This is a genomic window from Actinomadura sp. NPDC048032, from assembly GCF_040653175.1.
GTDB classification, from domain to species: Bacteria; Actinomycetota; Actinomycetes; order Streptosporangiales; family Streptosporangiaceae; genus Spirillospora; species Spirillospora verrucosospora.
Map to the genome: position 1 here is coordinate 16,785 of NZ_JBEZJP010000022.1, position 21,612 is coordinate 38,396.

Sequence of the window (21,612 nt, forward strand, 5' to 3'; positions counted from 1 at the left end):
GGAGCGAGCCCCATGGCAGGCGACACCGTAATCACGATCGTCGGGAACCTCGTCGAGGACCCGAATCTGCGCTTCACCCCGAGCGGCCAGGCGGTCGCCTCCTTCCGCATGGCCTCGACCCCGCGGTTCTTCGACCGCCAGGCGGGCGACTGGAAGGACGGCGAGGCGCTCTTCCTGACCTGCAACGTCTGGCGGCAGGCCGCCGAGAACGTGGCCGAGACCCTGCAGCGCGGCATGCGGGTGATCGTGCAGGGACGCCTCAAGCAGCGCTCCTACGAGACCCGCGAGGGTGAGAAGCGCACCGTCTTCGAGGTCGAGGTCGACGAGGTCGGCCCGTCGCTGCGCAACGCCACCGCCAAGGTCAACAAGACCCAGCGGCAGGGCGGCGGCGGCGGTGGCGGCGGCTTCGGCGGCGGCGGCCAGGGCGGCGGCGGCTTCGGCGGCGGCGGCCAGCAGGGCGGCGGCGGTTTCGGCGGCGGTCAGCAGGGCGGCGGCTTCGGCGGCGGCCAGCAGGGCGGCGCCCCGGCCGACGACCCCTGGGCCACCGGCGGCGGTGGCGGCGGCGGGTTCTCCGACGACCCGCCCTTCTAGGACCGCCGCTCCGGCGCGACAAAGAGACAACGAGTACACGTCCATTCCCGCGTGAGCGGGGCTCTCCCAAAGGAGCACCACGATGGCGAAGCCACCTCCCCGCAAGCCGAAGAAGAAGGTTTGCGTTTTCTGTCAGGAGAAGATCTCCTACGTCGACTACAAGGACACGGGCCTGCTGCGGAAGTTCATCTCCGACCGCGGCAAGATCCGTGCCCGGCGGGTGACCGGCAACTGCACCCAGCACCAGCGGGACGTCGCCACGGCGATCAAGAACGCCCGCGAGATGGCGCTGCTGCCGTACACCAGCACCGCGCGCTGAGGCAGGGGGTAAAGAACATGAAGCTCATCCTGACCCAGCAGGTCTCCGGGCTCGGCGAGCCCGGTGACGTCATCGACGTCCGTGACGGCTACGGCCGCAACTACCTCGTCCCCCGCGGGTTCGCGATCAAGTGGACCCGGGGAGCCGAGAAGCAGGTCGACTCGATCAAGAAGGCGCGTTCGGCCCGCGAGATCGCGACCGTCGAGCACGCCCGCGAGGTCGCCGACCGGCTCGGCGGGCTGCGCGTGACGCTGCGCACCCGCACCGGCAGCAACGGCCGCCTGTTCGGCGCCGTCACGGCCGCCGACATCGCCGAGGCGGTCCGCGCCGCCAACGGCCCCGACCTGGACCGCCGCCGCATCGAGATCGGGAACCCGATCAAGACCGTCGGCACCCACCGGGTCAGCGTGCGACTGCACAGCGACGTCAACGCCACGATCGACGTCAACGTCGTCGAGGCCTGACGCACGACCGTTCGACGACCCCCGGACCCGCTCAGGGCCGGGGGTCGTCGGCGTTGGTGCTCAAACCGAAACCCGTTTTCGGCCTGGTCGCAAGGGCCGGGGATGCGGGGTCTGCCGGCGTTTGCCAGGCCGTGGATGTGCGGACTTCCCGTGAAACGCCCGTGAATCGCCGTGTGTTTGAGTGATCAGCTTTGCGGTGATTACGTTCCGTGATCATAGTGTCGCGGGACGAAGGGGGGCGGTGGTGATCGCGCATTCGGGGGAGGGCGCGCACGACCGGCGGAGCACGGGCAGGGCACTGACACGCAGGGCGGTCATCGGCGGCGTCGTGGGCGCCGGGCTGCTGGAGATGCTGCCCCTGGGGACGTCCCGCCAGAATGAGGCCATGGCGGCAGATCTTACGGCGGGGGCTGACCGAGGGGCCGGCGACCGCGTGCTGTTCACGGCCGACGCCCCGCAGGTGTACACGCGGGCGCAGTGGAACGCCAGGGCGCCGAGGCGCGGGGCGGAGGTGGTCGACCGGCCGCCGGACCACATCATCGTGCACCACACGGCGACGGCGAACGCGCGGGACCGCTCGCTCGCGCACGCGTTCGCGCTGTCGCGGTCCATCCAGAACATCCACATGAACAAGAACGGCTGGGACGACGCGGGCCAGCAGCTCACGATCAGCCGCGGCGGCATCGTGATGGAGGGGCGCAACCGGAGCCTCAAAGCCATCCGGTCCGGCGACCTCGCCATCGGCGCGCAGGTCCTGCACCACAACCAGCACACCATCGGCATCGAGAACGAGGGCACCTACATGTCCGCGGCGGTGCCGGGCGCCCTGTGGAAATCGCTGACGGAGGTGTGCGTCTGGCTCTGCCAGAAGTACGACCTCGACCCGTCCGAGGCCATCGTGGGGCACCGCGACTACAACAACACCTCGTGCCCCGGGGACGTCCTCTACGCGCGGCTGCCCCAGTTGCGGCGCTCGGTGGCCGAACGTCTGGAGGGCGCGCCGAGCCAGAGTTCCACGAGCCAGAGCGGTGGTTCCGACGGCGGGTCGATCCTGTCGCCGCTGCTGCCGTCTCTCGACGACCTGGGCTGAGCCGCTACGTCTCGGGCGTCGTGTAGCGGGTGCGGCGGCGGGCGATCTCGGGATCGATGCCCTCGACGAGCGACCAGATGCCCGCCACCCGTTCGACCAGGGTCTCGGGGGGCAGGCCGGCGAGGCCCTCCGCCGCCAGGTCGTCGATCGCCTGAGTCAGCCGGGCCATCCGCTCGCCATGTGTGGAACACATGTTCGAATAGTAGCGGGAGTGACTGGCGGTGCGGCGGCAATCCGAGAATCGGGCCGGCCGGGCGCGTCCGCGCCCACGGGGTGGGGCCGGGGGCTGACCCCGGTCGACCCCGAGGCCCTCGCGTCGATCTAGGTTCACAAGGGGCCGCGCGTATGGCCACACCTCGATGTGGAGGCTTACACTTCGGTGTATGACTCAAGAAACATCCTTCTGGGGAAGGCTCGGAAAGGCCGAGCGGGCGGCTCTGCTGGAGTACACGACCCGCGACGTCCTCCCGCCGGGTGACAGGCTGATCCGCCAGCGGGGCCGGTCCCGCTCGGTGATGATCATCCTGCGCGGGTGGGCGGCCGTCGTCTCCGAGCCCGACCCCAGGCCGGGAGACCCCTCCGCTCCCGGGGCCAACGGCAGGCTTCTGGCCTTCCGCGGAGAGGGCGACATCGTCGGGGACATGGCGGGCCTGCTCAACAAGCCGCGCTCCGCGTCCCTGCGCGCCCTGGACGAGGTCGAGGTGCTGGAGCTGGAGGACACCCAGTTCAAGGATTTCCTCTGGAACCACAAGGAGGCTTGGTGGACCTACACGGAGATCCTCGCGGAGCGGGTCGACGAGCAGACCGCCAACATCCACTTCCAGAAGCACAAGACCTCCATGCAGATCCCGGAGATCCTGGTGAGCCTGGTCGAGAAGGTCGGCCGGAGCAACCGGGACGGCATCTGGCTCCCCTATCCGCGCACCCAGACCGAGTTGGGCAGCCTCATCGGCATCTCCCGGGAGTCGGTGTCCACCACCTGGTCCAGGCTCCGTGACGACGGCCTGGTGGCGACCCGCAACGGCAGGATGCTCGTCCTCGACCTCGAGGGCCTTCGCAAGATCTACTCCACTGATTCCTAAGTACGACCCCACTTGTATGTGTGGAGAGCTTCACAAATGAATGTGGATGTTTTACCTTCAGGGTGTAGCGACCCGGAAGGAAGGTAGCCACCATGTCGCTGGACGTCGTTGGAGCGGTGTGCATCGCCATCGGTCTCGTAGGGGGGAACATGCAGATCGGGGGACTCCTGAACGTCCCCACACTGTCGAAGGTCAAGGTCATCGCACTGGTGACCATCGGGGCCGTGTTCATCGCGACGAGCGTGGCCCAGCACCTGATCGCTCCCGCCGAGGGCAAGAGAGCGGCTCAGGTCCAGGCGGAGTAGGAGGAGACGTGAGCACCAGGCCCGGAGAGGCAGATCTCGAAGCGTCGGAGTTCGAAGCGGCGTTCCTGTTGGTGGACATCCGAGGCTTCAGCCGGATCGTGTACGAACTGGGGCCGCACAACCCCAGGCGCGCCGGAGTCCTGGCCCGGAGCTTCTGGTCGAAGGTGGAGCCGATCGCCAAGTCCCTCGGTGGTGACATCTATGCGTGGCAGGGCGACTGCCTCCTGGTCGCCTACCGGGGGACCCCCCGCGAACGGGCTCTCCGCGCGCTCAAGACCGCGCAGGAGGCTCACGCGGTGGCATGGGAAGACCTGGTGCCCCAGTGCTGGGAACTGCTCAGGGAGGCCGAGCATGAAGTCCAGTACGCCGGCACGGGACAGCCGCCCAGCCGGGCCACGGGGTTCGCCGTGTCCAGCGCCATCTCCGACGGTTCCGTGATCGCCGTCCCCCGGTCGGACGGGAAGCGGTACACCGAGGAACTGACCGGCGACACCGTCAACCTGGTCTTCTCCATCACGAAGGCGGTCGCGCCCTGGCACATCGGCGTGACGAAGCCGGTGTACGAGCGGCTGAAGGGGGACGAGTTCACCAAGGCCCTGGTGGACCAGTGGGAGGAGCGCTCCCTCGTCCTGTGCGGCGCGCCCAGGAACATCGCGTCGGTCAAGCTGCCGATGCTCGACAGTCCCGTGCCGGACATCAAGGCTTCGACCGCCTCCGCCTCCCCGCCGCCCGTCTCCTCGGTGCCCGCCTGACCTTCATGAGGGCCCCTCGCCGGGGTCAGCGGGCGGCGCCGGTGACCATCCAGCGGTCGCCGCGGGCCCGCAGGCTCAGCGTGATCATCCGAGTCAGCATCCAGAGGCCGATCGCGGTCCAGAGGCCGACCAGGCCCGCGTCCGCACGGTGGGCGACGAGGGCGGCGGGCAGGAAGACGGCCGTGGCGACGAGCGTCGTCACGGCGAGGTAGGCGCCGTCGCCCGCCCCGATCAGGATGCCGTCCAGAACGAACACCACCCCGGCGATCGGCTGCAGCGCCGCCACGAGGAGCAGTGAGGCGAGCAGGAGGTTCCGGACGTCGCCGTCGGCGGTGAACAGGGCGGGCAGCCACGGCCGGACCACGAGCACGGCCAGGCCGAACACGACGCCGCAGCCGACGCCCCACCACACCATCCGCCGCATGACGGCCCGAGTGGCGGCGGTGTCGGACGCGCCCAGATAGCGCCCGGTGATGGCCTGCCCGGCGATCGCGATGGCGTCCAGCGCGAACGCCAGCAGCGTCCACACCTGGAACCCGACCTGGTACGCGGCGATCTCCGGGTCGCCCATGCGCGCCGCGATCGACGTCCCGACGATGAGGACCACGCGCAGGGCGGCCGTCCGAACCAGCAATCCGAAACCGGTCGTGGCGGACGTCCGCAACCCGGCCCAGTCGGGGCGGAACGAGGCGCCGTGACGCCGGGCCGCCCGCAGCACCACGGCCACGTAGACGACGGCACTGCCGGTCTGCGCGAGGACGGTGCCCCACGCGGATCCGGCGATCCCCCACCCCAGCACGATGACGAACACCACGTTGAGCAGCAGGTTCAGCGAGAAGCCGCCGATCGACACGAGGAGGGGCGTGCGCGTGTCCTGGAGGCCGCGCAGCACACCGGTCCCGGCCAGCACGACCAGCATCGACGGGATCCCGAACAGGCTCACCCGCAGGTACGTCACGGCATAGGGCGCCACGCCCGGGGACGCTCCGAACGCGTCCACGATCCAGGGGATCAGCGGCCAGCCCGCCGCGATCAGCACCGCCCCGATCGCGACCGCGAGCCACATGCCGTCGATGCCCTGCCTGATCGCTCCCGGCAGGTCTCCCGCGCCGACCTGGCGGGCCACCCCGGCGGTCGTCCCGTAGGCGAGGAAGACGCAGAGGTAGACGAGCGTGTTGAGGGCCTGCCCGGCGACCCCGAGCCCGCCCAGCTGCGCTGTGCCGAGATGCCCGACGATGGCCGAGTCCGACAGCAGGAAGAGGGGTTCGGCGACGAGCGCACCGAAGGCCGGCACGGCGAGGCGCAGGATCTCGCGGTCGTGCGCGCTCGCGAGCCGCCGGGGGGTCGTCATCGCGCCGAGGCTACCAGGGTGTAACTCTCATATGAAATAGAAGCCTTACAAGGCGTCCGGCGGGGCACTTTCTTTCCCGCACACCCGGTGGACGAGGTTATCCCAGCTCAGCACCCGGATCTGGGTGTCGTCCCCGGAGAATCCACAGAGTTGTCCACAGGTCGTGCACAACCTGTACCGCGTGTCTGCACAGGTCGTCCACAGGCTTGTCCACAGGACGCTTTGCCCGCGGGGGCGCGCCCTCGCGAGAATGTCCGACGCGACAGGTAGACGTGGGATGAACGGTCGGCGATGGGCGGACGGGGCGCCGGCGGGCCAGGACGAAGGGGGTGTGGCGGTGAGCGTTGCGGATATCGGGCCGCAGGAGCATGAGTTCGAGCGCACCCCCCCGCACGACATCTCGGCCGAGCAGGGCGTGCTCGGCGGCATGTTGCTCTCCCAGGACGCCATCGCCGAGGTCGTGGAGATGCTGCGCACCCCCGACTTCTACCGGCCCGCCCACCAGATCATCTACGACGTCATCCTCGACCTCTACGGCCGGGGCGACCCCGCCGACGCCGTCACCGTCGCCGGCGAGCTCACCAAGAACGGCGAGATCGGCCGCATCGGCGGCGCCCCCTACCTGCACACCCTGATCTCCCTGGTGCCCACCGCGGCCAACGCCGGGTACTACGCCAAGATCGTCCACGAGCGCGCGGTCCTGCGCCGCCTGGTCGAGGCGGGCACCCGCATCGTCCAGATGGGCTACGCCGCCGACGGCGCCGACGCCGACGAGGTCCTCGACCGGGCCCAGGCCGAGGTCTTCGCCATCGCCGAGAAGCGCGCCGGCGAGGACTACGTCGCGCTGAGCGAGATCATGCCCGGCGCCCTCGACGAGATCGAGGCGATCGGCAGCCGCGGCGGCCAGATGGTCGGCTGCCCCACCGGCTTCGCCGACCTCGACGCCCTCACCAACGGCCTGCATCCCGGCCAGATGATCGTCGTCGCCGCGCGGCCCGCCATGGGCAAGGCGCTGCACGTCGCCACGCCGCTCCCGACCCCGGCCGGCTGGACGACGATGGGCGAGGTCGAACCCGGCGACCACCTGATCGGAGCCGACGGGAGACCGACCCGCGTGGTCGCGGCGACCGAGGTGATGCACGGCCGCCCCTGCTACGAGATCGAGTTCTCCGACGGCGAGGTCATCGTCGCCGACGCCCAGCACCAGTGGCGCACCACCGAGACCGGCGCCTCCCGAGACGCCTCCTCCCTTCCCGGCCGGCGTCCGATCGCGGGTGAGGCCCGGCACTCCGTTCCCACCGTCGCCGACGCCGCCTGCCGCGTCCCTCTCGCAGGTCAGGGGAGCGCCCGCGTCCGCGCGACCGCGGGCATGGGCGGAGGGCCGTGCGCACACCGCCCGACCGCCGAAGCACGCCCCGCTACGGCGCAGCAACCCGGCGCCCGCCACGCCGAGCTCGTGCACGCCGCCAACCGCCGATCCTCGGCGACCGGCATCAGCGGCGGAACGCCCTGGGGCTCACCGGCCGGCGCTACGGAAGGCCCCGCCACCGCCTCGCCGCACGTGACCGCGCCCCGGATCGAGACCACCGAGCAGATCTTCGCGGCCCTGAACGGAGGCGCTCGCCGCGCGGTGGAGTTCGCCGCCGCGTTCGACCTCCCCGAGGCCGACCTGCCGCTCGACCCCTACGTCCTCGGTGCGTGGCTCGGCGCCGGTGACGATGACGCGGCCCGCGTCACCTGCCTGGACGGCGCGGTCATCACCCAGATCGCGGCCACCGGCCAGGAGGTCGCCGCAGAGGCCGTTTTCGGGTGCCACCTTCTGCCCGGCCTACGCGAGGGGCTCGCCTCGCTCGGCCTGCTCGACGGCAAGCACATCCCCTCCCGGTATCTGCGGGCTTCCGCCGATCAGCGCCGGGCGCTCCTGGCCGGGCTGCTCGACGTCTGCGGGCACCTCTCCCTCGACGGCCGCGTCGACGTCGCCGTCCCGTCCGCGCGCCTCGCGGCTGACATCCGCGAGCTCCTCCTCAGCCTCGGTCACGATGCCGCCCTGGCCGCCGACCCCGCCGGAGAAGACCTCTGGCAGATCGGCCTCGTCCCTGCCGAGACGGTTTTCCGGCTGCCGCGCAAGGCGTCCCGGCAGCGTGCGGCGGTCCGCACGCCCGTGCGGCACATCGTGGACGTCCGGCCCGTCGAGAGCGTGCCCGTCCGGTGCGTCCAGGTCGACAACGACGACCACCTGTACCTGGCGGGCCGTTCCTGCGTTCCGACGCACAACTCGACGCTCGCCCTCGACTTCGCCCGCGCCGCGTCCATCAAGCACGGGCTGACCTCGGCGTTCTTCAGCCTGGAAATGGGCCGCAACGAGATCACGATGCGCCTGCTGTCCGCGGAGGCGCGGGTGGCGCTGCACGCGATGCGGTCCGGCACCATGCAGGACGAGGACTGGACCCGCCTCGCCCGGCGCATGAGCGAGGTCGCCGAGGCGCCGCTGTTCATCGACGACTCCCCGAACATGTCGATGATGGAGATCCGCGCGAAGTGCCGCCGCCTGAAGCAGCAGCACGACCTGCGCCTCGTGATCATCGACTACCTGCAGCTGATGACGTCCGGCAAGCGCGTCGAGAGCCGCCAGGTCGAGGTCTCGGAGTTCTCCCGCTCGCTGAAGCTCCTCGCCAAGGAACTGGGCGTCCCGGTCATCGCGCTCTCCCAGCTCAACCGAGGCCCCGAGCAGCGAACCGACAAGAAGCCCATGGTGTCCGACCTCCGCGAATCGGGCAGCATCGAGCAGGACGCGGACATGGTGATCCTGCTGCACCGGGAGGACGCCTACGAGAAGGAGTCGCCGCGCGCCGGCGAGGCCGACCTGATCGTCGCCAAGCACCGCAACGGCCCGACCGCCACCGTGACGGTCGCCTTCCAGGGCCACTACAGCCGCTTCGTCGACATGGCCCAGTAACCTCCCGCGGCGCGGGCCTGCCTCATCGAAGACGCGTCATCGGGGCGTGCCCGGCTCTGACGGCCCGGACGTCCGAGGTGCTCGCTACGGTTCCCGCATGATCACCCGTCCTACCGAGGGCTGGTGGCGGCTCGGCACCTTTCCCGAAGTGTTCCTGGAGCGGGTCGACACGGCGCTGCTCGCTTTCGAAGCCGAGGTGACGGCCCTGGGCGTCGCCTCTGACCAGGCCGTCATGGCCGCCGTCGAACACGTGGTCGTCGCGCTGAACCAGATCGACGGCACCGACGACCACGACATCGACACCGTCGACCGCGAAGAACTCTGCGAGTACATCGACGACGTGCTCACTCACGCCGGAATCGACGTCGAGGCGCTGGCGCGGCGGCGGGGCATCGACCCCGCCGAGCTCACGGACGAGTGGCGAGAGTGGTGACACGAGCACCGGTTCTGCGTGGGTATACCTCCTGGAGTTGTGAGCGCGGTGCGTTCTGGCATCGCCGGAAGTTCTCCGTGGACGGGGGCGTCGGTTGGTCGGATCTGTGCCTCAGGACGAGCCGTTCGGAGTGGCGGTGATCCTCACCGATCGCCTCGGGCGGGTCCTGATGCATCTGCGGGACGATCTCCCCGGCATCGCATGGCCCGGGTACTGGTCGCTGCCCAGCGGCCTGGCCGAACCGGACGAGACCCCGGCGGAAGCGATGGCGAGGGAGCTTCGCGAGGAGACGGGCCTCAGCCTCCCCCTGACCCAACGGCTGGACTCTCCCCCGGGGCCTGACGGTGATCGTGTGGTGTTCTTCACCGGGTTCTGGCATGGGGATCCCGCGACGCTCCCGCTGACGGAGGGCGTGAAGCTGGAGTTCTATTCGCTCTCCGGTCTGGCGGGTCTGCGGGTGCCGCCGTTCGTCACCGAAGCTCTCCAGCAACTCCGAGCCTCGGGGCTGCTCGGCGGCGCGGCGGACTAGGCCCAGACCGGAACGTCACGCGGCACCGGCAGGCCTTTCGCGCCTGCCCCGGGCGCGCTCTCGCGACGCGGTCATTCCGGGGTGGCGGGGTTGCGGAACTCGTCGATCAGGACCGGGTACTGCTCCGCTCCGTGCCCGGCGGCGATCGCGCGGTCGGCCATCGCCTTGAACAGCTTCGGCAGCGCGGCGTCGACGCCCGCCGCCTCGCTCTCCTCGACGAGGTGCGCCATCGCCCGCGCGTCGGTCTCCAGGGCCGAGACCTCGGCCGGGTAGGAGCCGCGGTCGATCTGCTCGGCGTATCCCGGCAGCCATCCGGCCACCACGCCGGCGATCTGCTGCGCGAACGGCGCATAGGTCGCGGCGTCGACACCGGCCGTCCCGAGCAGGGCGGTGCCCTGGAGCCAGGCGTTCAGGATGCTCCACATCATGGCCAGGCCCGCCACGTCGTAGAGGGACGCCAGTCCGGGGTCCTCGCCGAGGTGGGTGATGGTGCCGAGCGCGCCGAGCGTCGACTCGTGCTCCTCGAAGTCCCGTCGCGGCCCGCTGTGCAGGATCACCGCCTCGGCGGTGCCGATCGCCGGCGGGACGGCCATGATGGCGCCGTCCAGGTAGCGGGCGCCGCGCCGCTCGGCCCACCGGGCGGCTTCCCGTGCCTGCGCCGAGCTGCCGGAGGTGAGGTTGACCAGCGTCGTGCCGTCCGGCTCGCTCGCGTCGAGCACCTCCCGCACGGCCGGGTAGTCGGTGAGGCAGATGATCGCCAGCGGACCGCTCCTGAGCGCGTCGCCGGCCGTCGGCGCCGGCCGCGCGCCCGCGGCCACCAGCGGGTCGGCCTTGGATGCCGTGCGGTTCCACACGGTCACGGGATGCCCGGCCTTCAGGAACGCGCCGGCCAGTGCCTGGCCCATCAGGCCGAGTCCGAGGACCGTTACGGGGATGTCGCTGTTGTCGTCCATGGCAGCATCGTTAACGTTGATACCGGTGTGAAGGTCAAGTGGGGATGCGATGCGGATCGGGGAGTTGAGCCGTCGAACGGGCGTCAAGGCCCACCAGCTGCGCTATTACGAGGCGCAGGGCCTGCTGGAGGCGGATCGCGGCGCGAACGGTTACCGCGAGTACGGCGACGTGGCGGTCGTGCGGGTGAGGCAGATCAGGCACCTGCTCGGCGCCGGTCTGTCCTCCGAGGACATCGCGTACCTGCTGCCCTGCGCGGCCGGGGAGGCCCCGGACCTCCTCGGATGCCCCGAGCTGCTGGCCGCGATGCGGACACGGCTGCGGCGGCTGGACGATCAGATGGAGAGGCTCGCCCGGTCCCGGGACGCCCTCGCCGGGTACATCGACGCCGCTGAGCGGACGGACGGCGGGAGCCCGCCGGCCTTCGCCTGCGTGGAGCCCCTTCCCGCCTGAGACGGGCGGGACGCCGTGCCGCCGCCGAAGAGGCGGTCAGCCCTTCAGGGGGTGGCCGGCGGTGCGGCGGTCGAGGATGGTCAGGGTCTCCTCGCACCAGCGGAGGTTCTCGCGCTCGAACGCGAGGCCGCGCCTGAGGGTGAGGTAGGGGCCGATCCGGTCGGCGGTGGCCAGGTAGTCCTCTTCGGTGCGGCCGTTCAGGAAGCGGGCCTGGAGCCGCTCGAACCGGGCGATCTTGGATTCGGCCCAGGCCCGGCGCTCGCGGAGGGCGGCCATCACGGCCTCGACGTCCCCCGCGTCCACCGCCTGGACCTGCACCATCAGTTCCTCGCGCATCGCGCCGGGGCGCGGGGGCCGGGCGGTGAACTCGTGCAGGGCGCGGCGGCCCGCCTCGGTGAGGGAGAACAGGCGCTTGTTGGGACGGCGCTCCTGCTGGACGACGCGCGCCTGGATCAGCCCGTCGGCGGCCATCTTGTCCAGCTCCCGGTAGAGCTGCTGGGGTGTGGCCATCCAGAAGTTGGCCACGCCGGCGTCGAAGCTTTTGGACAGGTCGTACCCGGACGCCTCGCCCTCCAGAAGGGTCGCCAGGACCGCGTTCCGCAACGACATGGTTCCGAGCGTAGCGGCCCGTGATCGTCGCCACGCCGCCGCCTGGTGGACGGCCTCCGACCTCCCGGCTAGTGTAATTTGCACCTATTCAACAAGTTGGATATCTCGGGGGTGTGGCATGCATCCGTTCAGGCGGGCGGTGGAGGCCGGGGACACGGCGGCGATCGCGGGGCTGCTGGCCGACGACGCGGTGTTCACCAGCCCGGTCGTCTTCAAGCCGTACCACGGCAAGGCGATCACGGCGGCGATCGTGCGGGCCGCGGCGCGGGTGTTCGAGGACATCCGCTACGTGCGGGAGATCGTCGGCGCGGACGGCCGCGACCACGCGCTCGTCTTCCAGGCGACCGTGAACGGCCGCGAGGTGCACGGGTGCGACTTCCTCCACATCGACGAGGACGGCCTGATCGACGAGCTGACGGTCATGGTGCGCCCGCTGTCGGGGGCCACCGCGCTGGCCGAGGCGATGGGCGCGCAGTTCGAGCAGATCGAGCGCGAGCTCCTCGGCTCCTGACCGCCTCCCGACACCGGCGGGCGGCGGGCCCGGCCCGTGGGGCCCGAGGCCGCCGCCCTGGTCGCCTCCGGAGCTCACAGATGGACGGTGTCCTGGTCGGCGTGCCCGGTCGCCGTGCCCGTTGGAGCCGGTCCCGGGCGCGGGGCGCCGGCCCATCGGGTGATCACGGTGGAGAGCCGCGGCATGACCACGTTCACCATGACCGTGACGAGCACCCCGCTGATGACCGCCGCGCGGGCGGCCATCGGCAGCGCGGCGAGCAGGTCGCCGAAGACCGCGAGCAGCGCCATCACCACGGCGAACGCCGCCAGCCACGCCACGAGGGTCATCGCGAGCCTGACCCGCATCGGGGCGCTCACCGCTGCCCGCCGCCGTTGGCCAGGATGTCGCCGCTCGTCTCCGGCGCCTCGATCACGCCGTTCGGGGTCATGAACTCCGGCACCACCAGCTTGCCCATGGTCAGGCCTCCCACGTTCCGTTCGGTTCGACGGTTCGACGCTAAGGCGGCCCGGCATGATAAGTCCAAGACAGGTTTGCGCTTTTCGTAATAGCGTTTGTTTATGGAACTCCGGCAGCTCGGATACTTCGTCGCCGTCGCCGAGGAACGCCACTTCACCCGCGCGGCCGAGCGCGTCCAGGTGGCGCAGCCCGCGGTCAGCCAGCAGATCCGCCGCCTGGAGGCCGAGGTCGGCGAGCCTCTGTTCCGGCGCGATCGGCGCTCCGTCGCCCTGACGGCCGCGGGGGAGGCGCTGCTGCCCCATGCCCGCGCCATGCTCGCCGAGGCCGCCAACGCGAAGGAGTCGATCGCCGCGCTGTCCGGGCTGCTCACCGGGAGCCTCGCGGTCGGTCTGGTCCAACCGCTGCCCGACCAGGGGGTGCTCGCGCTGCTGGGCGCCTTTCACCGCCGCCATCCGCGGATCCGCCTCACCCTCCGCGAGGACGAGACCGACGGCCTGATCGCCGCCCTGGCCACCGGGGAGCTCGACGCGGCCATCGTCGGCCAGGGCCCGGCCGACACCCCGCTCGCCGCCGAGATGACCCCGCACGTGATCGCCCGGGAGGACGTCGTGGTCGCCCTGCATCCCGACCACCCCCTCGCCGCGCGGGACTCGCTCACCCTCGACGACCTGCGGGACGAACCCCTCGTCACCGCGCCCCGCACGAGCAAGCTCCGCACCAACATCGAGGCCGCCTGCGCCCGCTTCGGTTTCGTCCCGAACGTCGTCGCCGAGACCCGCGACCTCACCCTCGTCCGGCAGCTCGTCCTCCAGCGGATCGGCGTCGCCGTCCTCCCCGAATCCGCGCTCCAGGGGCCGCCCGCTCTCGCCCGGGTTCCGCTGGCCCGTCCGTCGCTGGAACGCCGGATCGTGCTCGCCGCCCGGCCCCATCACGCCAGCCCAGCGGGTCGCGCCTTCCTCGCCATGGCCCACCGCCGCCTCTTGCCCGGCGACGAGAACGCACGGTGACGTGATGCGAGGCAGATGGGCGCCCCGACCTGGCGGCGTTCTAACCCCATAGACGGCGAGCGTGCCGCCCGATCAAAGGAACATAATCGTCTGCATGATGTGGAAGCCGCGTGACAATGATCAGGATGACGGAGGCGCGCACGTGAGGGGCGGCGGGTGGATCGCGGCACGCTGATCGCGGGCAGGTACGAGCTGGTCGAGCGCCTCGGGCGCGGCGGAATGGGTGAGGTTTGGGCGGGACGCGACCGCGACCTGCACCGGGACGTCGCCGTGAAGTTCCTCCTCGACGGCGCCGACACCCCGCCGGACCTGCTGCGCCGCTTCGAGCGGGAGGCGGTGGCCGCCGCGCAGATCAACCATCCCAACGTCGTCGCCCTCTACGACCGCGGCGTGCACGACGGCCTGCGGTTCATGGTGATGGAGAGGGTGGAGGGCGCCACCCTCGCCGCGCACATGCGCGCCGGACGCCCCATGGAGCCGGGGCGGGCGCTCGACATCGCGCAGGCGATCTGCGAGGCCCTGATCGCGGCGCACGGCGCGAAGGTCGTCCACTACGACATCAAACCGTCGAACGTGATGCTCACTTCCGACGGCCGCGTCAAGGTGGTCGACTTCGGGATCGCGGGCTTCTCCCACGCCCACACCTACACCGTCGCCCCGACCGCCATGCTCGCGCCCGCGGGCACGGCCTCCTACGGTGCGCCGGAGCAGTTCCTCGACCAGCGCGGCGACGAACGCTCCGACCTCTACGCCCTGGGCAGCGTCCTGTTCGCGCTGCTGGCCGGCGAGCCGCCGTTCACCGGCGCCAACGACCTCTCCGTCATCCGGCGCAAGACCGACGGCGAGGCGCCCCGGCTGAACGTCCTGCGGCCCGACGTCCCGCCGCACCTCGCCGATCTGGTGTCGGATCTCCTGCAACGCGCCCCGGACCGGCGTCCCCGCAGCGCGCGGGCCGTTCACGAACGCCTGAGCCGGGCGCGGTTCGCGACCGTTCCGGACCATGGTGAAGCACGCGCGGAGGCTGGCGGGCAGGGCCCGTCGACGCCGCCGATGCGGAACGTCGCGCCGGACGCCGGGGAACCGTTCGAGATCACTTGGTCCGGACAGGAGGCTCCCTCCACCTACACGGAAACGCTCAGAAAACCCCTGGTCGTTCGCTGGAGCGCTGTAGGGGCGATCGTCGTCGTCGCGCTGCCGGTCGTTTGGCTGGGAGCGCGCTGGGGGGACGACTCGACGAGCGATCCGGTGGGCTTCGCGGCTCTCATCGCCATGTGGCCGGCGTTCCTCTGCGGCGTGTCCGCCCTGGTGTACGGGGTTCGTCTCGCCTTCATCACTCCGGCCTGGCTCCGCCATTCCCGTGGGCTGCCTCACCGGCGTCCATGGTCCCTCCACGTCGGGCCGCGCGGCATCGCCACCTGGGACCCGCGATGCGCCACCCCCTCCACGGGCCCCGCCGGACAGCGCGTCTTTCCCTGGGACGAGATCCAGACGGTGTCGCTGGAACGCACGGCAGCGGGCCGGACTCACCGCTGCGACACCCTCCGCGTCCGCTTCCGCGACACGGACCCGAACTCCAGCCGGTTCCGCCCCGCCGGATGGATCGCCCGTGATGTGGTGATCCCCGACCTGGAGGAAGACCAGAGCGAACGCAGACCCATCTGCGTTCTCGGCCCCATGAACGAGCAGCAGCACGCCGCCCTCATCGCGGCCCTCGTCAAGCACGCGGGACCGCGCTGGAGCCCCCGCATCGGCCCCTGACCCGCGCAGACAGACCATCCGCCATTTGCCGGGTCTTTCCTGCCAACCATCCGGGCTCGCTGCGGCGTTCAATGGGCGTGAGTGAACCGACGCAGGAAGCCGCGTACGCCACGTTCGCGGCCGCGGCGTGGAAACGCCATTACGGCCTGGCCACGCTGCTGACCGGCGACCCCCACCGCGCCGAAGAGCTCCTCCAGGACTGCCTGGTGAAGCTGTACGTGCGGTGGCGCCGGGTGGCCGACGGCGATCCGGACGCCTACCTGAAACGGATGCTGGTCAACGGCAACGTCAGCTGGTGGCGGCGCAGACGGCGCGAGTTGCTGACCGAGGCCCCCGAACGCCTCGACGCGCGCTCGGACTCCCCGCGGGAACCGGACGACGAGCTGCGTCGGGCGCTGCTCGCCCTGCCCCGCCAGCAGCGCGCCGTCGTCGTGCTGCGGCACTACGCCGACATGACGGAGGCGGCGACCGCCGGCCTTCTCGGATGCTCCGTCGGCACCGTCAAGAGCCAGCACTCCCGGGCGATGAAACGGCTCCGTTCGACGCTCGCCCTTCCGCAGACCGAGGAGATCACACGATGAGCGATGAGCAGCTGACCCGGATGCTGCGGTCGGCGGCCGGCGGGCACCCGATCCCCAGTGCGCCGATCGAGGCCGTGGTGCACCGCGGCCGGCGCGCCAGGCGCAGGCGCCGCACGGCCGCCGGCGCCCTCGGCACCGGCGCGATCGCGCTGGTCGCGGCCGCCGCCACCCTCGGCGGGAACCTCGTCTCCGGCGGCGGCGACGGTGATCGAGTGATCACCCCCGGACGCGGCGGCGACGTCACCCTGGCCGCGGCCACCGAGGCGACGGCGGGCACGACGTTCCACGTGAAACTGACCTGGACGCTGAGCTCGCGCGGTCGCCGCGAAACGGTGGAGACCTATCAGGGCGCCTTCGACGCCCCCCACCGGCGCGGCTACCTGCGCGGCCCCGGATCGGTGCCGATGGAACAGCGTTTCATCGGCGACGACCGCTATGTGCTGCGCGGCAAGAGATGGCGCAAGCTCGACCACGGGCTGAACGGGCTGACGCGCGGCACCACCGGCCCGCAGGAGCTGACCGCCGATCCCGGGCGGATGCTGCGGATGCTGGCCACGTTCGGGACGCTGACGCCCCAGGGCCGGTCCGGCAGCGGGACGACCGCGGTGCAGACCTACGCGTTCTCCCACGCGGCCCGTCCCGCCGAGGGATCGCCCGCCGGGACGCGGATCACGGGCACGGTGACGATCGGGATCGCGACGCGCAAGATCCAGAAGATCGTGCAGACCACGGTCATCACGACCGCGACCCCGGAGATCGCCGACCGGGACCCCGTCCGCTTCACCTCCGTCACCGAGTTCTCCGACTACGGGACGCCGGTGAACGTGACGCGCCCGTCCCTGTAGCGGACGACGCCGGCCCCGATGCGCGCGGCTCGGGGCCGGCGACCGGGGCGCACCACCGTTCGCCGACTGTTCAGCCGCCCGTCGTGATCGGCGAGGCCTCGGCCTCACCTGGGCCTGGTGCCCTGTCCCTGTTCGTCACCCACGAGGGCCAGGAGGCCAACCCTATGATTCCGGCTGCGAAGATACGGCGGACGGCCGCGGTCGTGCTCACCACCGGGGCGGTGGCCGCCGCGCTCGGTCCGGGGCTCGCGGACGCGTCCGGCGGCGACCGGACCCAGGAGGTCCGGCGGGCGGTGCAGGGCGGCAAGGCGCGCAACGTCATCCTGTTGATCGGTGACGGCATGGGCGACTCGGAGATCACCGCTGCCCGCAACTACGTCAAGGGCGCCGCCGGACGGCTCGCCCTGGACACGCTGCCGCTGACCGGCGCTTACACCACGTACTCGGTCACCAGGAGCGACCCGCGCCAGATCGACTACGTGACCGACTCCGCGGCCAGCGGCACCGGCTGGGCGACGGGTCACAAGACCTACAACGGGGCCATCTCGGTCACGCCGGACGGCAAGCCGGTCCCGACCGTCCTGGAACTGGCCAGGAGGGCCGGACTGCGCACCGGCGACGTGTCCACGGCCGAACTCGGCGACGCCACCCCGGCGGTGCTGGCCGCGCACGTGGCGGACCGCGGCTGCCAGGGCCCGGCCGACATGGCCAAGTGCCCCGCGCAGGACAAGGCCAACGGCGGGCCCGGCTCGATCGCCGAGCAGCAGGTGCAGACGGGCGCCGACCTCTACCTGGGCGGCGGGAGGGCCCGCTTCGCGCAGACGGTGAAGGCGGGGCCCTTCGCCGGCAGGACCGTGATCGACCAGGCCAAGGCCGCCGGGTACACCGTCGTCACCGACGAGGCCGGGCTGAACGCGGCCAAGCCCGGCGGCAGGCTGCTGGGGCTGTTCGCCGACGGCAACATGCCGCAGGAGTGGACCGGTCCGGCGGCCAAGGTCGGCGGCACCGACCCGGCCAGGTGCACGCCGAACGGCTCCTTCGGCGGCCCGCACCTGTCGACCATGGCGTCCAAGGCCATCGGTCTGCTGGACGCGCAGACCAGGCACAGCCGCAAGGGCTTCTTCCTGCAGATCGAGGGCGCCTCCATCGACAAGCGCGACCACTCCGCCGACCCCTGCGGCCAGATCGGTGAGACGGCCGAGTTCGACAAGGCGGTGCAAGCCTCGCTCGACTACGCGCGCCGGCACCCCGACACCCTGGTGGTCGTGACCGCCGACCACGGCCACACCAGCCAGATCATCCCGCTGGAGGCGCAGAGCCCGGGCCAGACCGCCACGCTGATCACCGCCGACGGCGCCCCCATGAAGATGAACTACGCGACCAACACCCCGGGGCAGTCCCAGGAGCACACCGGCACCCAGGTCCGGATCGCCGCGAAGGGCCCGCAGGCCGCCGGCGTCCTCGGCGTGACCGACCAGACCGACCTGTTCCGCACCCTCACCCGCGCCCTCGACATCCGGTAGCCAACCGGAACCAGCGCACCCCCCACGTTCACCCCACCCGAGGCCGGTCACCCCCCACGTGACCGGCCTCTCCCCTTCCAATAACCCCGCCGCGCGTCGCCGTGATGAGAGAAGGCCGGTCGTACGCCGTCAGCGGGCGGGGCGTTCGTAGATGAGTTCTCGGCCGTCTTCTTCGTCCCATTGCTCGCCTACGTGGGTGAAGCCTTGGCCGGCGATGGTGGCCAGGGACGCTTCGTTGTCGGGGCTGATCGTGGCGCGGACGGTGGTGACGGACGGTTCGGCGGCGGCGCGTTCGAGGAGGGCGGCGAGCATCGCGCGGGCGTAGCCCTTGCGGCGGTGGGCGGGGTCGACGGAGTAGGCGATCTCGACGGTCCCGTTCTCGTCCGGGGCGCCGTGGAAGCCCGCGTGGCCGACGACCACGCCCTCCGGCTCGGCGACGGCGGCCCGGACGATCCAGGGGGCGTGGGACGGGTCGCGGTCGAGTTGGGCGAGGCGGAAGCGCCACAGGAACTTCGCGTCGCCGGTGGTGAAGTAGCCGGTGAGGGGGATCCCGGCGACCGCGCCGGCGCCCTCCAGGTCGTCGTCCAGCAGGGCCTTCATCGCGGCGGGCGGCAGTTCGGCGAAGCGGACGGCGGGGGGCATGGGCGGCTCCTCGGTCGGGGGCGATCACCTTAGGGGGCCGGCCCGACGACCACCAGCGATTAACCGGGGCGGCGGTTCTCCGCATGGTGGTCGACGACGCGGAGCAGCAGGTCGGTGAGGCGGGCGCGCTCGTCCGGTGCCAGGGGGGCGAGCAGGTCGTCCTGGATGCGGCCGAGGACCTCGTCGAGGTCCGCCAGGTGGCGGGAGCCCTCGGGGGTGAGCGTGATGACGTTGCGTCGCCGGTCGGACGGGTCGGGGGAGCGGTCGACGAGGTTCTTGGCGGCCAGCTCGTTCAGGGCGGCGACCACGTCGCTGCGGTCGATGCCCGAGCGGCGGCCGAGGTCGGCCTGGCTGGACGGGCCGTACTCGTCGAGGGCGGCGAGCAGCCGGTAGTGGTAGCCGCGGGCGCCGGCCGCGGCGAATCCCTCGGCGAGCAGGCGGTGGCTGTGCGCGGACGCCAGGTTGATCAGCCAGCTCGGGGTGTGCCGGAGCCGCGTGGGCGTCCGGTCGTCGGACGTCGTCATGCGGACAGTGTAGGGGCTTGTTGGTGGGGCCAACGATCATCTAATGTTGGCGGTGCCAATGTTGGTAGTGCCAATGAATGGGGAATCATGGACGACCGTGCCGAACTCGCCACCCTCGTCAGCCGCCTGGGAGCGTGGCTGGACGACAAGAGCCCCGGCGACGGGCGGACCGTCTTCACCGAGGACGTCGAGGCCCGCACGCTGGGCGGCGTCGCGAAGGGGCTCGAAGCCGTCGTCGCGCAGGCGCGCCGGAACCACACGGTGCCGACGCAGCACTTCATCACCAACCCCCTGATCGACGTGGACGGCGACCAGGCCGCGATCGGCGCGAACCTGCTGGTGGTCTTCGCTCGGGACGACGGCCTGCGCCTGCTGGGCGAGCGCTACGAGTTGCGCGCCGCCCGGACGGCGGACGGATGGCGCATCATGCGGGTCGAGGTCCGTCCGATCTGGGAGGCCGCGAACGTCTGAGACCGCCGGCTCAGGGAGACGTGAGCTCGTCGGAGAGGGCCTTCAGGCGGGCGCGGGCGTCGGAGTCGTAGGCCTGGGCGTTCGCGCGAGCCTCCTGGAGCCCGTCGAAGAAGCGGCCGGACACGGCGTCCAGGGCGGGGTCGGTGACGAGGCGGTGGGTCGCGCGGACGCCCTCCTCCAGAGTGCTGATCGGCGAGGACACCATCTTGGTCGGCATGTAGGTGGCCGGGTGCAGGGCGTTCGCGGTGACGCCCGTCCCGGCCAGCTCGGCGGCGAGGTCGATCGTGAACAGGATCTGGGCGAGCTTGCTCTGGCAGTACGCCCGCGTCACGCTGTACCCGCGAGTGATCATCACGTCGTCGAAGTCGATGGCCTGCTGGCCGAGGCTGCTGACGTTGACGATCCGGGCGGGCGCGGAGGCGGTCAGGGTGGGCAGCAGGAGCCGGGTGAGCAGGTAGCCGGACAGGTAGTTCACCTGGAACGTCAGCTCGTGGCCGTCCGCGCTCTCCCGCCGGGGGCCGTCGACGCCGATGCCCGCGTTGTTGACCAGGACGTCCAGGCGCGGGTGGTCGGCGCGGACGGCCTCGGCGAGCGCGCGGGTCTCGGCGAGCGAGGACAGGTCGGCGCGGTACCAGGAGGCCTTGCCGCCGATCTCCTGGAGGGTCGCCTCGCCGCGCCGGTCGTCCCGTCCGTGGACGAGGATCGTGGCGCCCTCGGCGGCCAGTTCGGCGGCCAGGGCGCGACCGAGCCCGTCGGTCGCACCCGTGATGAGGATGGTCTGCTGATCGATGGGACGCATGTTCTCCATGGTGCCCGGCGCGCGCGGCGGTCAGGGACGGTCGAGGAAGTCCCGGACGAGCTTGACGAACTCGTCGGGCCGCTCTGCCATCGCCACGTGGCCGGTGTCGAGCTCGGCGTACTCGCTGCCGCTGATGCCCGCGGACAGCTCCCGGTGGTTCTCGACGGGGATCGTCTGGTCGCGGGTCGCCCCGATGACCAGGGTGGGCGCCGCGACCCGGGGCAGCAGCGGCCGGATGTCGAGCCGCGCGACCAGGTCGATCTGCCGAAGCCGGTCGTCGTTCAGCTCCATGAACGCGTGCTGCTGCTCGACCGCGTCGTGCCCGATCCGGTTGAGGAACGCGCGGCTGAACGCGGTGAGCGTCGCGAACCGTCCGAAGCTCTCGGGGCTGCCGGCGAGGCTCGACCAGAGGGCCATATGCTGCCGGACGTACTCGTCGCCCGCGTGGGACAGGCCCGCGACGGGCGCCAGCCGCCGGACGAGGTCCGGTCGCAGCGCCGCGGCCGCGACGGCGGTCGGGGCGCCGAGCGAGAACCCGACCACGTCGGCGGGGCCCGTGCCGGCCTCCTCGATCACGGCGTTGACCTCCGCGCCGAGCCCCTCGATG

27 protein-coding genes are annotated in these 21,612 nt (G+C 71.5%); 18 read left to right on the forward strand and 9 right to left on the reverse strand.

Going from position 1 to position 21,612, the window contains the following annotated elements:
* Positions 1-12 precede the first annotated feature (12 nt).
* The 4 genes from AB0C69_RS05445 (at position 13) to AB0C69_RS05460 (ending at position 2,464) form a co-directional block, all read left to right on the forward strand.
* Positions 13-591 carry a single-stranded DNA-binding protein gene (locus AB0C69_RS05445; RefSeq protein ID WP_345178703.1) on the forward strand — a complete coding sequence of 193 codons (579 nt, stop codon included), beginning with the start codon at positions 13-15 and terminating at the stop codon, positions 589-591.
* Between the two features lie 82 nt (positions 592-673).
* Positions 674-910: a 30S ribosomal protein S18 gene (gene rpsR, locus AB0C69_RS05450; RefSeq protein WP_019631633.1), complete on the forward strand. Its 237-nt coding sequence runs from the start codon at positions 674-676 to the stop codon at positions 908-910.
* Positions 911-927: 17 nt separating this feature from the next.
* A complete protein-coding gene (gene rplI, locus AB0C69_RS05455; RefSeq protein ID WP_179845259.1) occupies positions 928-1,374 on the forward strand; it encodes a 50S ribosomal protein L9 in 447 nt (148 codons plus the stop codon).
* Positions 1,375-1,618: 244 nt separating this feature from the next.
* A complete protein-coding gene (locus tag AB0C69_RS05460; protein WP_360350100.1) occupies positions 1,619-2,464 on the forward strand; it encodes a peptidoglycan recognition family protein in 846 nt (281 codons plus the stop codon).
* Positions 2,465-2,468: 4 nt separating this feature from the next.
* Here the strand turns inward: AB0C69_RS05460 and AB0C69_RS05465 are convergent, their stop codons facing one another.
* On the reverse strand, positions 2,469-2,657 hold the full coding sequence (locus AB0C69_RS05465) for a hypothetical protein (RefSeq protein WP_052357975.1): 189 nt from the start codon (positions 2,655-2,657) through the stop codon (positions 2,469-2,471).
* A 190-nt stretch (positions 2,658-2,847) separates the two neighbouring features.
* Here AB0C69_RS05465 and AB0C69_RS05470 point away from each other — a divergent pair, with 190 nt between their 5' ends.
* The 3 genes from AB0C69_RS05470 to AB0C69_RS05480 all read left to right on the forward strand — a co-directional run bounded on the left by AB0C69_RS05470 (position 2,848) and on the right by AB0C69_RS05480 (position 4,603).
* A complete protein-coding gene (locus tag AB0C69_RS05470) occupies positions 2,848-3,546 on the forward strand; it encodes a Crp/Fnr family transcriptional regulator (RefSeq protein WP_360350104.1) in 699 nt (232 codons plus the stop codon).
* A gap of 149 nt (positions 3,547-3,695) precedes the next feature.
* Positions 3,696-3,851, forward strand: a complete 156-nt coding sequence (locus AB0C69_RS05475) for a hypothetical protein (RefSeq protein WP_345178709.1) — start codon at positions 3,696-3,698, stop codon at positions 3,849-3,851.
* Positions 3,852-3,859: 8 nt separating this feature from the next.
* Entirely contained in the window at positions 3,860-4,603 is a 744-nt protein-coding gene (locus AB0C69_RS05480) for a hypothetical protein (RefSeq protein WP_360350107.1), read from the forward strand.
* Between the two features lie 25 nt (positions 4,604-4,628).
* Here AB0C69_RS05480 and AB0C69_RS05485 read toward each other — a convergent pair whose 3' ends face one another.
* Positions 4,629-5,954 (reverse strand): MATE family efflux transporter, encoded by a 1,326-nt coding sequence (locus AB0C69_RS05485; protein WP_360350110.1) that lies wholly within the window; start codon positions 5,952-5,954, stop codon positions 4,629-4,631.
* A gap of 337 nt (positions 5,955-6,291) precedes the next feature.
* Here AB0C69_RS05485 and dnaB point away from each other — a divergent pair, with 337 nt between their 5' ends.
* The 3 genes from dnaB (at position 6,292) to AB0C69_RS05500 (ending at position 9,872) form a co-directional block, all read left to right on the forward strand.
* A complete protein-coding gene (gene dnaB / locus AB0C69_RS05490; protein ID WP_360350113.1) occupies positions 6,292-8,910 on the forward strand; it encodes a replicative DNA helicase in 2,619 nt (872 codons plus the stop codon).
* 97 nt (positions 8,911-9,007) lie between these two features.
* The gene (locus tag AB0C69_RS05495) at positions 9,008-9,343 is read left to right on the forward strand and encodes a hypothetical protein (RefSeq protein ID WP_360350116.1); all 336 of its coding nucleotides are present in this window, start codon (positions 9,008-9,010) and stop codon (positions 9,341-9,343) included.
* A gap of 136 nt (positions 9,344-9,479) precedes the next feature.
* Positions 9,480-9,872: an NUDIX domain-containing protein gene (locus AB0C69_RS05500; RefSeq protein ID WP_360350119.1), complete on the forward strand. Its 393-nt coding sequence runs from the start codon at positions 9,480-9,482 to the stop codon at positions 9,870-9,872.
* 71 nt (positions 9,873-9,943) lie between these two features.
* Here AB0C69_RS05500 and AB0C69_RS05505 read toward each other — a convergent pair whose 3' ends face one another.
* The gene (locus AB0C69_RS05505) at positions 9,944-10,825 is read right to left on the reverse strand and encodes an NAD(P)-binding domain-containing protein (protein WP_360350122.1); all 882 of its coding nucleotides are present in this window, start codon (positions 10,823-10,825) and stop codon (positions 9,944-9,946) included.
* A gap of 49 nt (positions 10,826-10,874) precedes the next feature.
* Here AB0C69_RS05505 and AB0C69_RS05510 point away from each other — a divergent pair, with 49 nt between their 5' ends.
* Entirely contained in the window at positions 10,875-11,276 is a 402-nt protein-coding gene (locus tag AB0C69_RS05510; protein ID WP_360350125.1) for a MerR family transcriptional regulator, read from the forward strand.
* Positions 11,277-11,312: 36 nt separating this feature from the next.
* Here the strand turns inward: AB0C69_RS05510 and AB0C69_RS05515 are convergent, their stop codons facing one another.
* A complete protein-coding gene (locus AB0C69_RS05515) occupies positions 11,313-11,885 on the reverse strand; it encodes a helix-turn-helix transcriptional regulator (protein ID WP_353833971.1) in 573 nt (190 codons plus the stop codon).
* A gap of 118 nt (positions 11,886-12,003) precedes the next feature.
* Here AB0C69_RS05515 and AB0C69_RS05520 point away from each other — a divergent pair, with 118 nt between their 5' ends.
* Positions 12,004-12,396, forward strand: coding sequence for a nuclear transport factor 2 family protein (locus AB0C69_RS05520; protein ID WP_345178728.1), 393 nt, complete (start codon positions 12,004-12,006; stop codon positions 12,394-12,396).
* A gap of 74 nt (positions 12,397-12,470) precedes the next feature.
* On the opposite strand, the gene AB0C69_RS05525 is transcribed toward AB0C69_RS05520, so the two are convergent.
* Entirely contained in the window at positions 12,471-12,743 is a 273-nt protein-coding gene (locus tag AB0C69_RS05525) for a hypothetical protein (protein WP_360350130.1), read from the reverse strand.
* 213 nt (positions 12,744-12,956) lie between these two features.
* On the opposite strand from AB0C69_RS05525, the gene AB0C69_RS05530 reads away from it, so the two are divergent.
* The 5 genes from AB0C69_RS05530 to phoA all read left to right on the forward strand — a co-directional run bounded on the left by AB0C69_RS05530 (position 12,957) and on the right by phoA (position 18,569).
* The gene (locus AB0C69_RS05530; protein WP_360350133.1) at positions 12,957-13,862 is read left to right on the forward strand and encodes a LysR substrate-binding domain-containing protein; all 906 of its coding nucleotides are present in this window, start codon (positions 12,957-12,959) and stop codon (positions 13,860-13,862) included.
* Between the two features lie 156 nt (positions 13,863-14,018).
* Positions 14,019-15,620, forward strand: coding sequence for a serine/threonine-protein kinase (locus AB0C69_RS05535; protein ID WP_360350136.1), 1,602 nt, complete (start codon positions 14,019-14,021; stop codon positions 15,618-15,620).
* A 77-nt stretch (positions 15,621-15,697) separates the two neighbouring features.
* Positions 15,698-16,201, forward strand: a complete 504-nt coding sequence (locus tag AB0C69_RS05540) for a SigE family RNA polymerase sigma factor (RefSeq protein ID WP_345178740.1) — start codon at positions 15,698-15,700, stop codon at positions 16,199-16,201.
* Complete coding sequence (locus AB0C69_RS05545) at positions 16,198-17,046, forward strand: hypothetical protein (protein WP_360350139.1); 849 nt, start codon at positions 16,198-16,200, stop codon at positions 17,044-17,046. Before AB0C69_RS05540 ends, AB0C69_RS05545 begins: the two co-directional genes overlap by 4 nt.
* A 164-nt stretch (positions 17,047-17,210) precedes the next feature.
* Positions 17,211-18,569, forward strand: coding sequence for an alkaline phosphatase (gene phoA, locus AB0C69_RS05550; RefSeq protein WP_360350142.1), 1,359 nt, complete (start codon positions 17,211-17,213; stop codon positions 18,567-18,569).
* A gap of 129 nt (positions 18,570-18,698) precedes the next feature.
* Here phoA and AB0C69_RS05555 read toward each other — a convergent pair whose 3' ends face one another.
* Positions 18,699-19,211: a GNAT family protein gene (locus tag AB0C69_RS05555; protein ID WP_360350144.1), complete on the reverse strand. Its 513-nt coding sequence runs from the start codon at positions 19,209-19,211 to the stop codon at positions 18,699-18,701.
* A 59-nt stretch (positions 19,212-19,270) separates the two neighbouring features.
* A complete protein-coding gene (locus AB0C69_RS05560) occupies positions 19,271-19,735 on the reverse strand; it encodes a MarR family transcriptional regulator (RefSeq protein WP_360350146.1) in 465 nt (154 codons plus the stop codon).
* Between the two features lie 87 nt (positions 19,736-19,822).
* On the opposite strand from AB0C69_RS05560, the gene AB0C69_RS05565 reads away from it, so the two are divergent.
* Complete coding sequence (locus AB0C69_RS05565; protein WP_360350148.1) at positions 19,823-20,206, forward strand: nuclear transport factor 2 family protein; 384 nt, start codon at positions 19,823-19,825, stop codon at positions 20,204-20,206.
* A gap of 10 nt (positions 20,207-20,216) precedes the next feature.
* On the opposite strand, the gene AB0C69_RS05570 is transcribed toward AB0C69_RS05565, so the two are convergent.
* Both AB0C69_RS05570 and AB0C69_RS05575 read right to left on the reverse strand, forming a co-directional pair.
* Complete coding sequence (locus AB0C69_RS05570) at positions 20,217-21,005, reverse strand: SDR family NAD(P)-dependent oxidoreductase (protein WP_360350151.1); 789 nt, start codon at positions 21,003-21,005, stop codon at positions 20,217-20,219.
* 30 nt (positions 21,006-21,035) lie between these two features.
* A partial coding sequence (locus AB0C69_RS05575; protein ID WP_360350154.1) for an alpha/beta hydrolase occupies positions 21,036-21,612 on the reverse strand: 577 nt, incomplete at its 5' end.

What these genes read in the sequence shown, in the direction of transcription:
- AB0C69_RS05445 (WP_345178703.1), top strand. Translation starts at nt 13, where the DNA reads ATGGCAGGCGACACCGTAATCACGATCGTCGGGAACCTCGTCGAGGAC.
- rpsR (WP_019631633.1), top strand. Translation starts at nt 674, where the DNA reads ATGGCGAAGCCACCTCCCCGCAAGCCGAAGAAGAAGGTTTGCGTTTTC.
- rplI (WP_179845259.1), top strand. Translation starts at nt 928, where the DNA reads ATGAAGCTCATCCTGACCCAGCAGGTCTCCGGGCTCGGCGAGCCCGGT.
- AB0C69_RS05465 (WP_052357975.1), bottom strand. Translation starts at nt 2,657, where the DNA reads ATGTGTTCCACACATGGCGAGCGGATGGCCCGGCTGACTCAGGCGATC.
- AB0C69_RS05470 (WP_360350104.1), top strand. Translation starts at nt 2,848, where the DNA reads ATGACTCAAGAAACATCCTTCTGGGGAAGGCTCGGAAAGGCCGAGCGG.
- AB0C69_RS05475 (WP_345178709.1), top strand. Translation starts at nt 3,696, where the DNA reads ATGCAGATCGGGGGACTCCTGAACGTCCCCACACTGTCGAAGGTCAAG.
- AB0C69_RS05485 (WP_360350110.1), bottom strand. Translation starts at nt 5,954, where the DNA reads ATGACGACCCCCCGGCGGCTCGCGAGCGCGCACGACCGCGAGATCCTG.
- AB0C69_RS05495 (WP_360350116.1), top strand. Translation starts at nt 9,008, where the DNA reads ATGATCACCCGTCCTACCGAGGGCTGGTGGCGGCTCGGCACCTTTCCC.
- AB0C69_RS05505 (WP_360350122.1), bottom strand. Translation starts at nt 10,825, where the DNA reads ATGGACGACAACAGCGACATCCCCGTAACGGTCCTCGGACTCGGCCTG.
- AB0C69_RS05510 (WP_360350125.1), top strand. Translation starts at nt 10,875, where the DNA reads ATGCGGATCGGGGAGTTGAGCCGTCGAACGGGCGTCAAGGCCCACCAG.
- AB0C69_RS05515 (WP_353833971.1), bottom strand. Translation starts at nt 11,885, where the DNA reads ATGTCGTTGCGGAACGCGGTCCTGGCGACCCTTCTGGAGGGCGAGGCG.
- AB0C69_RS05520 (WP_345178728.1), top strand. Translation starts at nt 12,004, where the DNA reads ATGCATCCGTTCAGGCGGGCGGTGGAGGCCGGGGACACGGCGGCGATC.
- AB0C69_RS05525 (WP_360350130.1), bottom strand. Translation starts at nt 12,743, where the DNA reads ATGCGGGTCAGGCTCGCGATGACCCTCGTGGCGTGGCTGGCGGCGTTC.
- AB0C69_RS05530 (WP_360350133.1), top strand. Translation starts at nt 12,957, where the DNA reads ATGGAACTCCGGCAGCTCGGATACTTCGTCGCCGTCGCCGAGGAACGC.
- AB0C69_RS05545 (WP_360350139.1), top strand. Translation starts at nt 16,198, where the DNA reads ATGAGCGATGAGCAGCTGACCCGGATGCTGCGGTCGGCGGCCGGCGGG.
- phoA (WP_360350142.1), top strand. Translation starts at nt 17,211, where the DNA reads ATGATTCCGGCTGCGAAGATACGGCGGACGGCCGCGGTCGTGCTCACC.
- AB0C69_RS05555 (WP_360350144.1), bottom strand. Translation starts at nt 19,211, where the DNA reads ATGCCCCCCGCCGTCCGCTTCGCCGAACTGCCGCCCGCCGCGATGAAG.
- AB0C69_RS05560 (WP_360350146.1), bottom strand. Translation starts at nt 19,735, where the DNA reads ATGACGACGTCCGACGACCGGACGCCCACGCGGCTCCGGCACACCCCG.
- AB0C69_RS05565 (WP_360350148.1), top strand. Translation starts at nt 19,823, where the DNA reads ATGGACGACCGTGCCGAACTCGCCACCCTCGTCAGCCGCCTGGGAGCG.
- AB0C69_RS05570 (WP_360350151.1), bottom strand. Translation starts at nt 21,005, where the DNA reads ATGCGTCCCATCGATCAGCAGACCATCCTCATCACGGGTGCGACCGAC.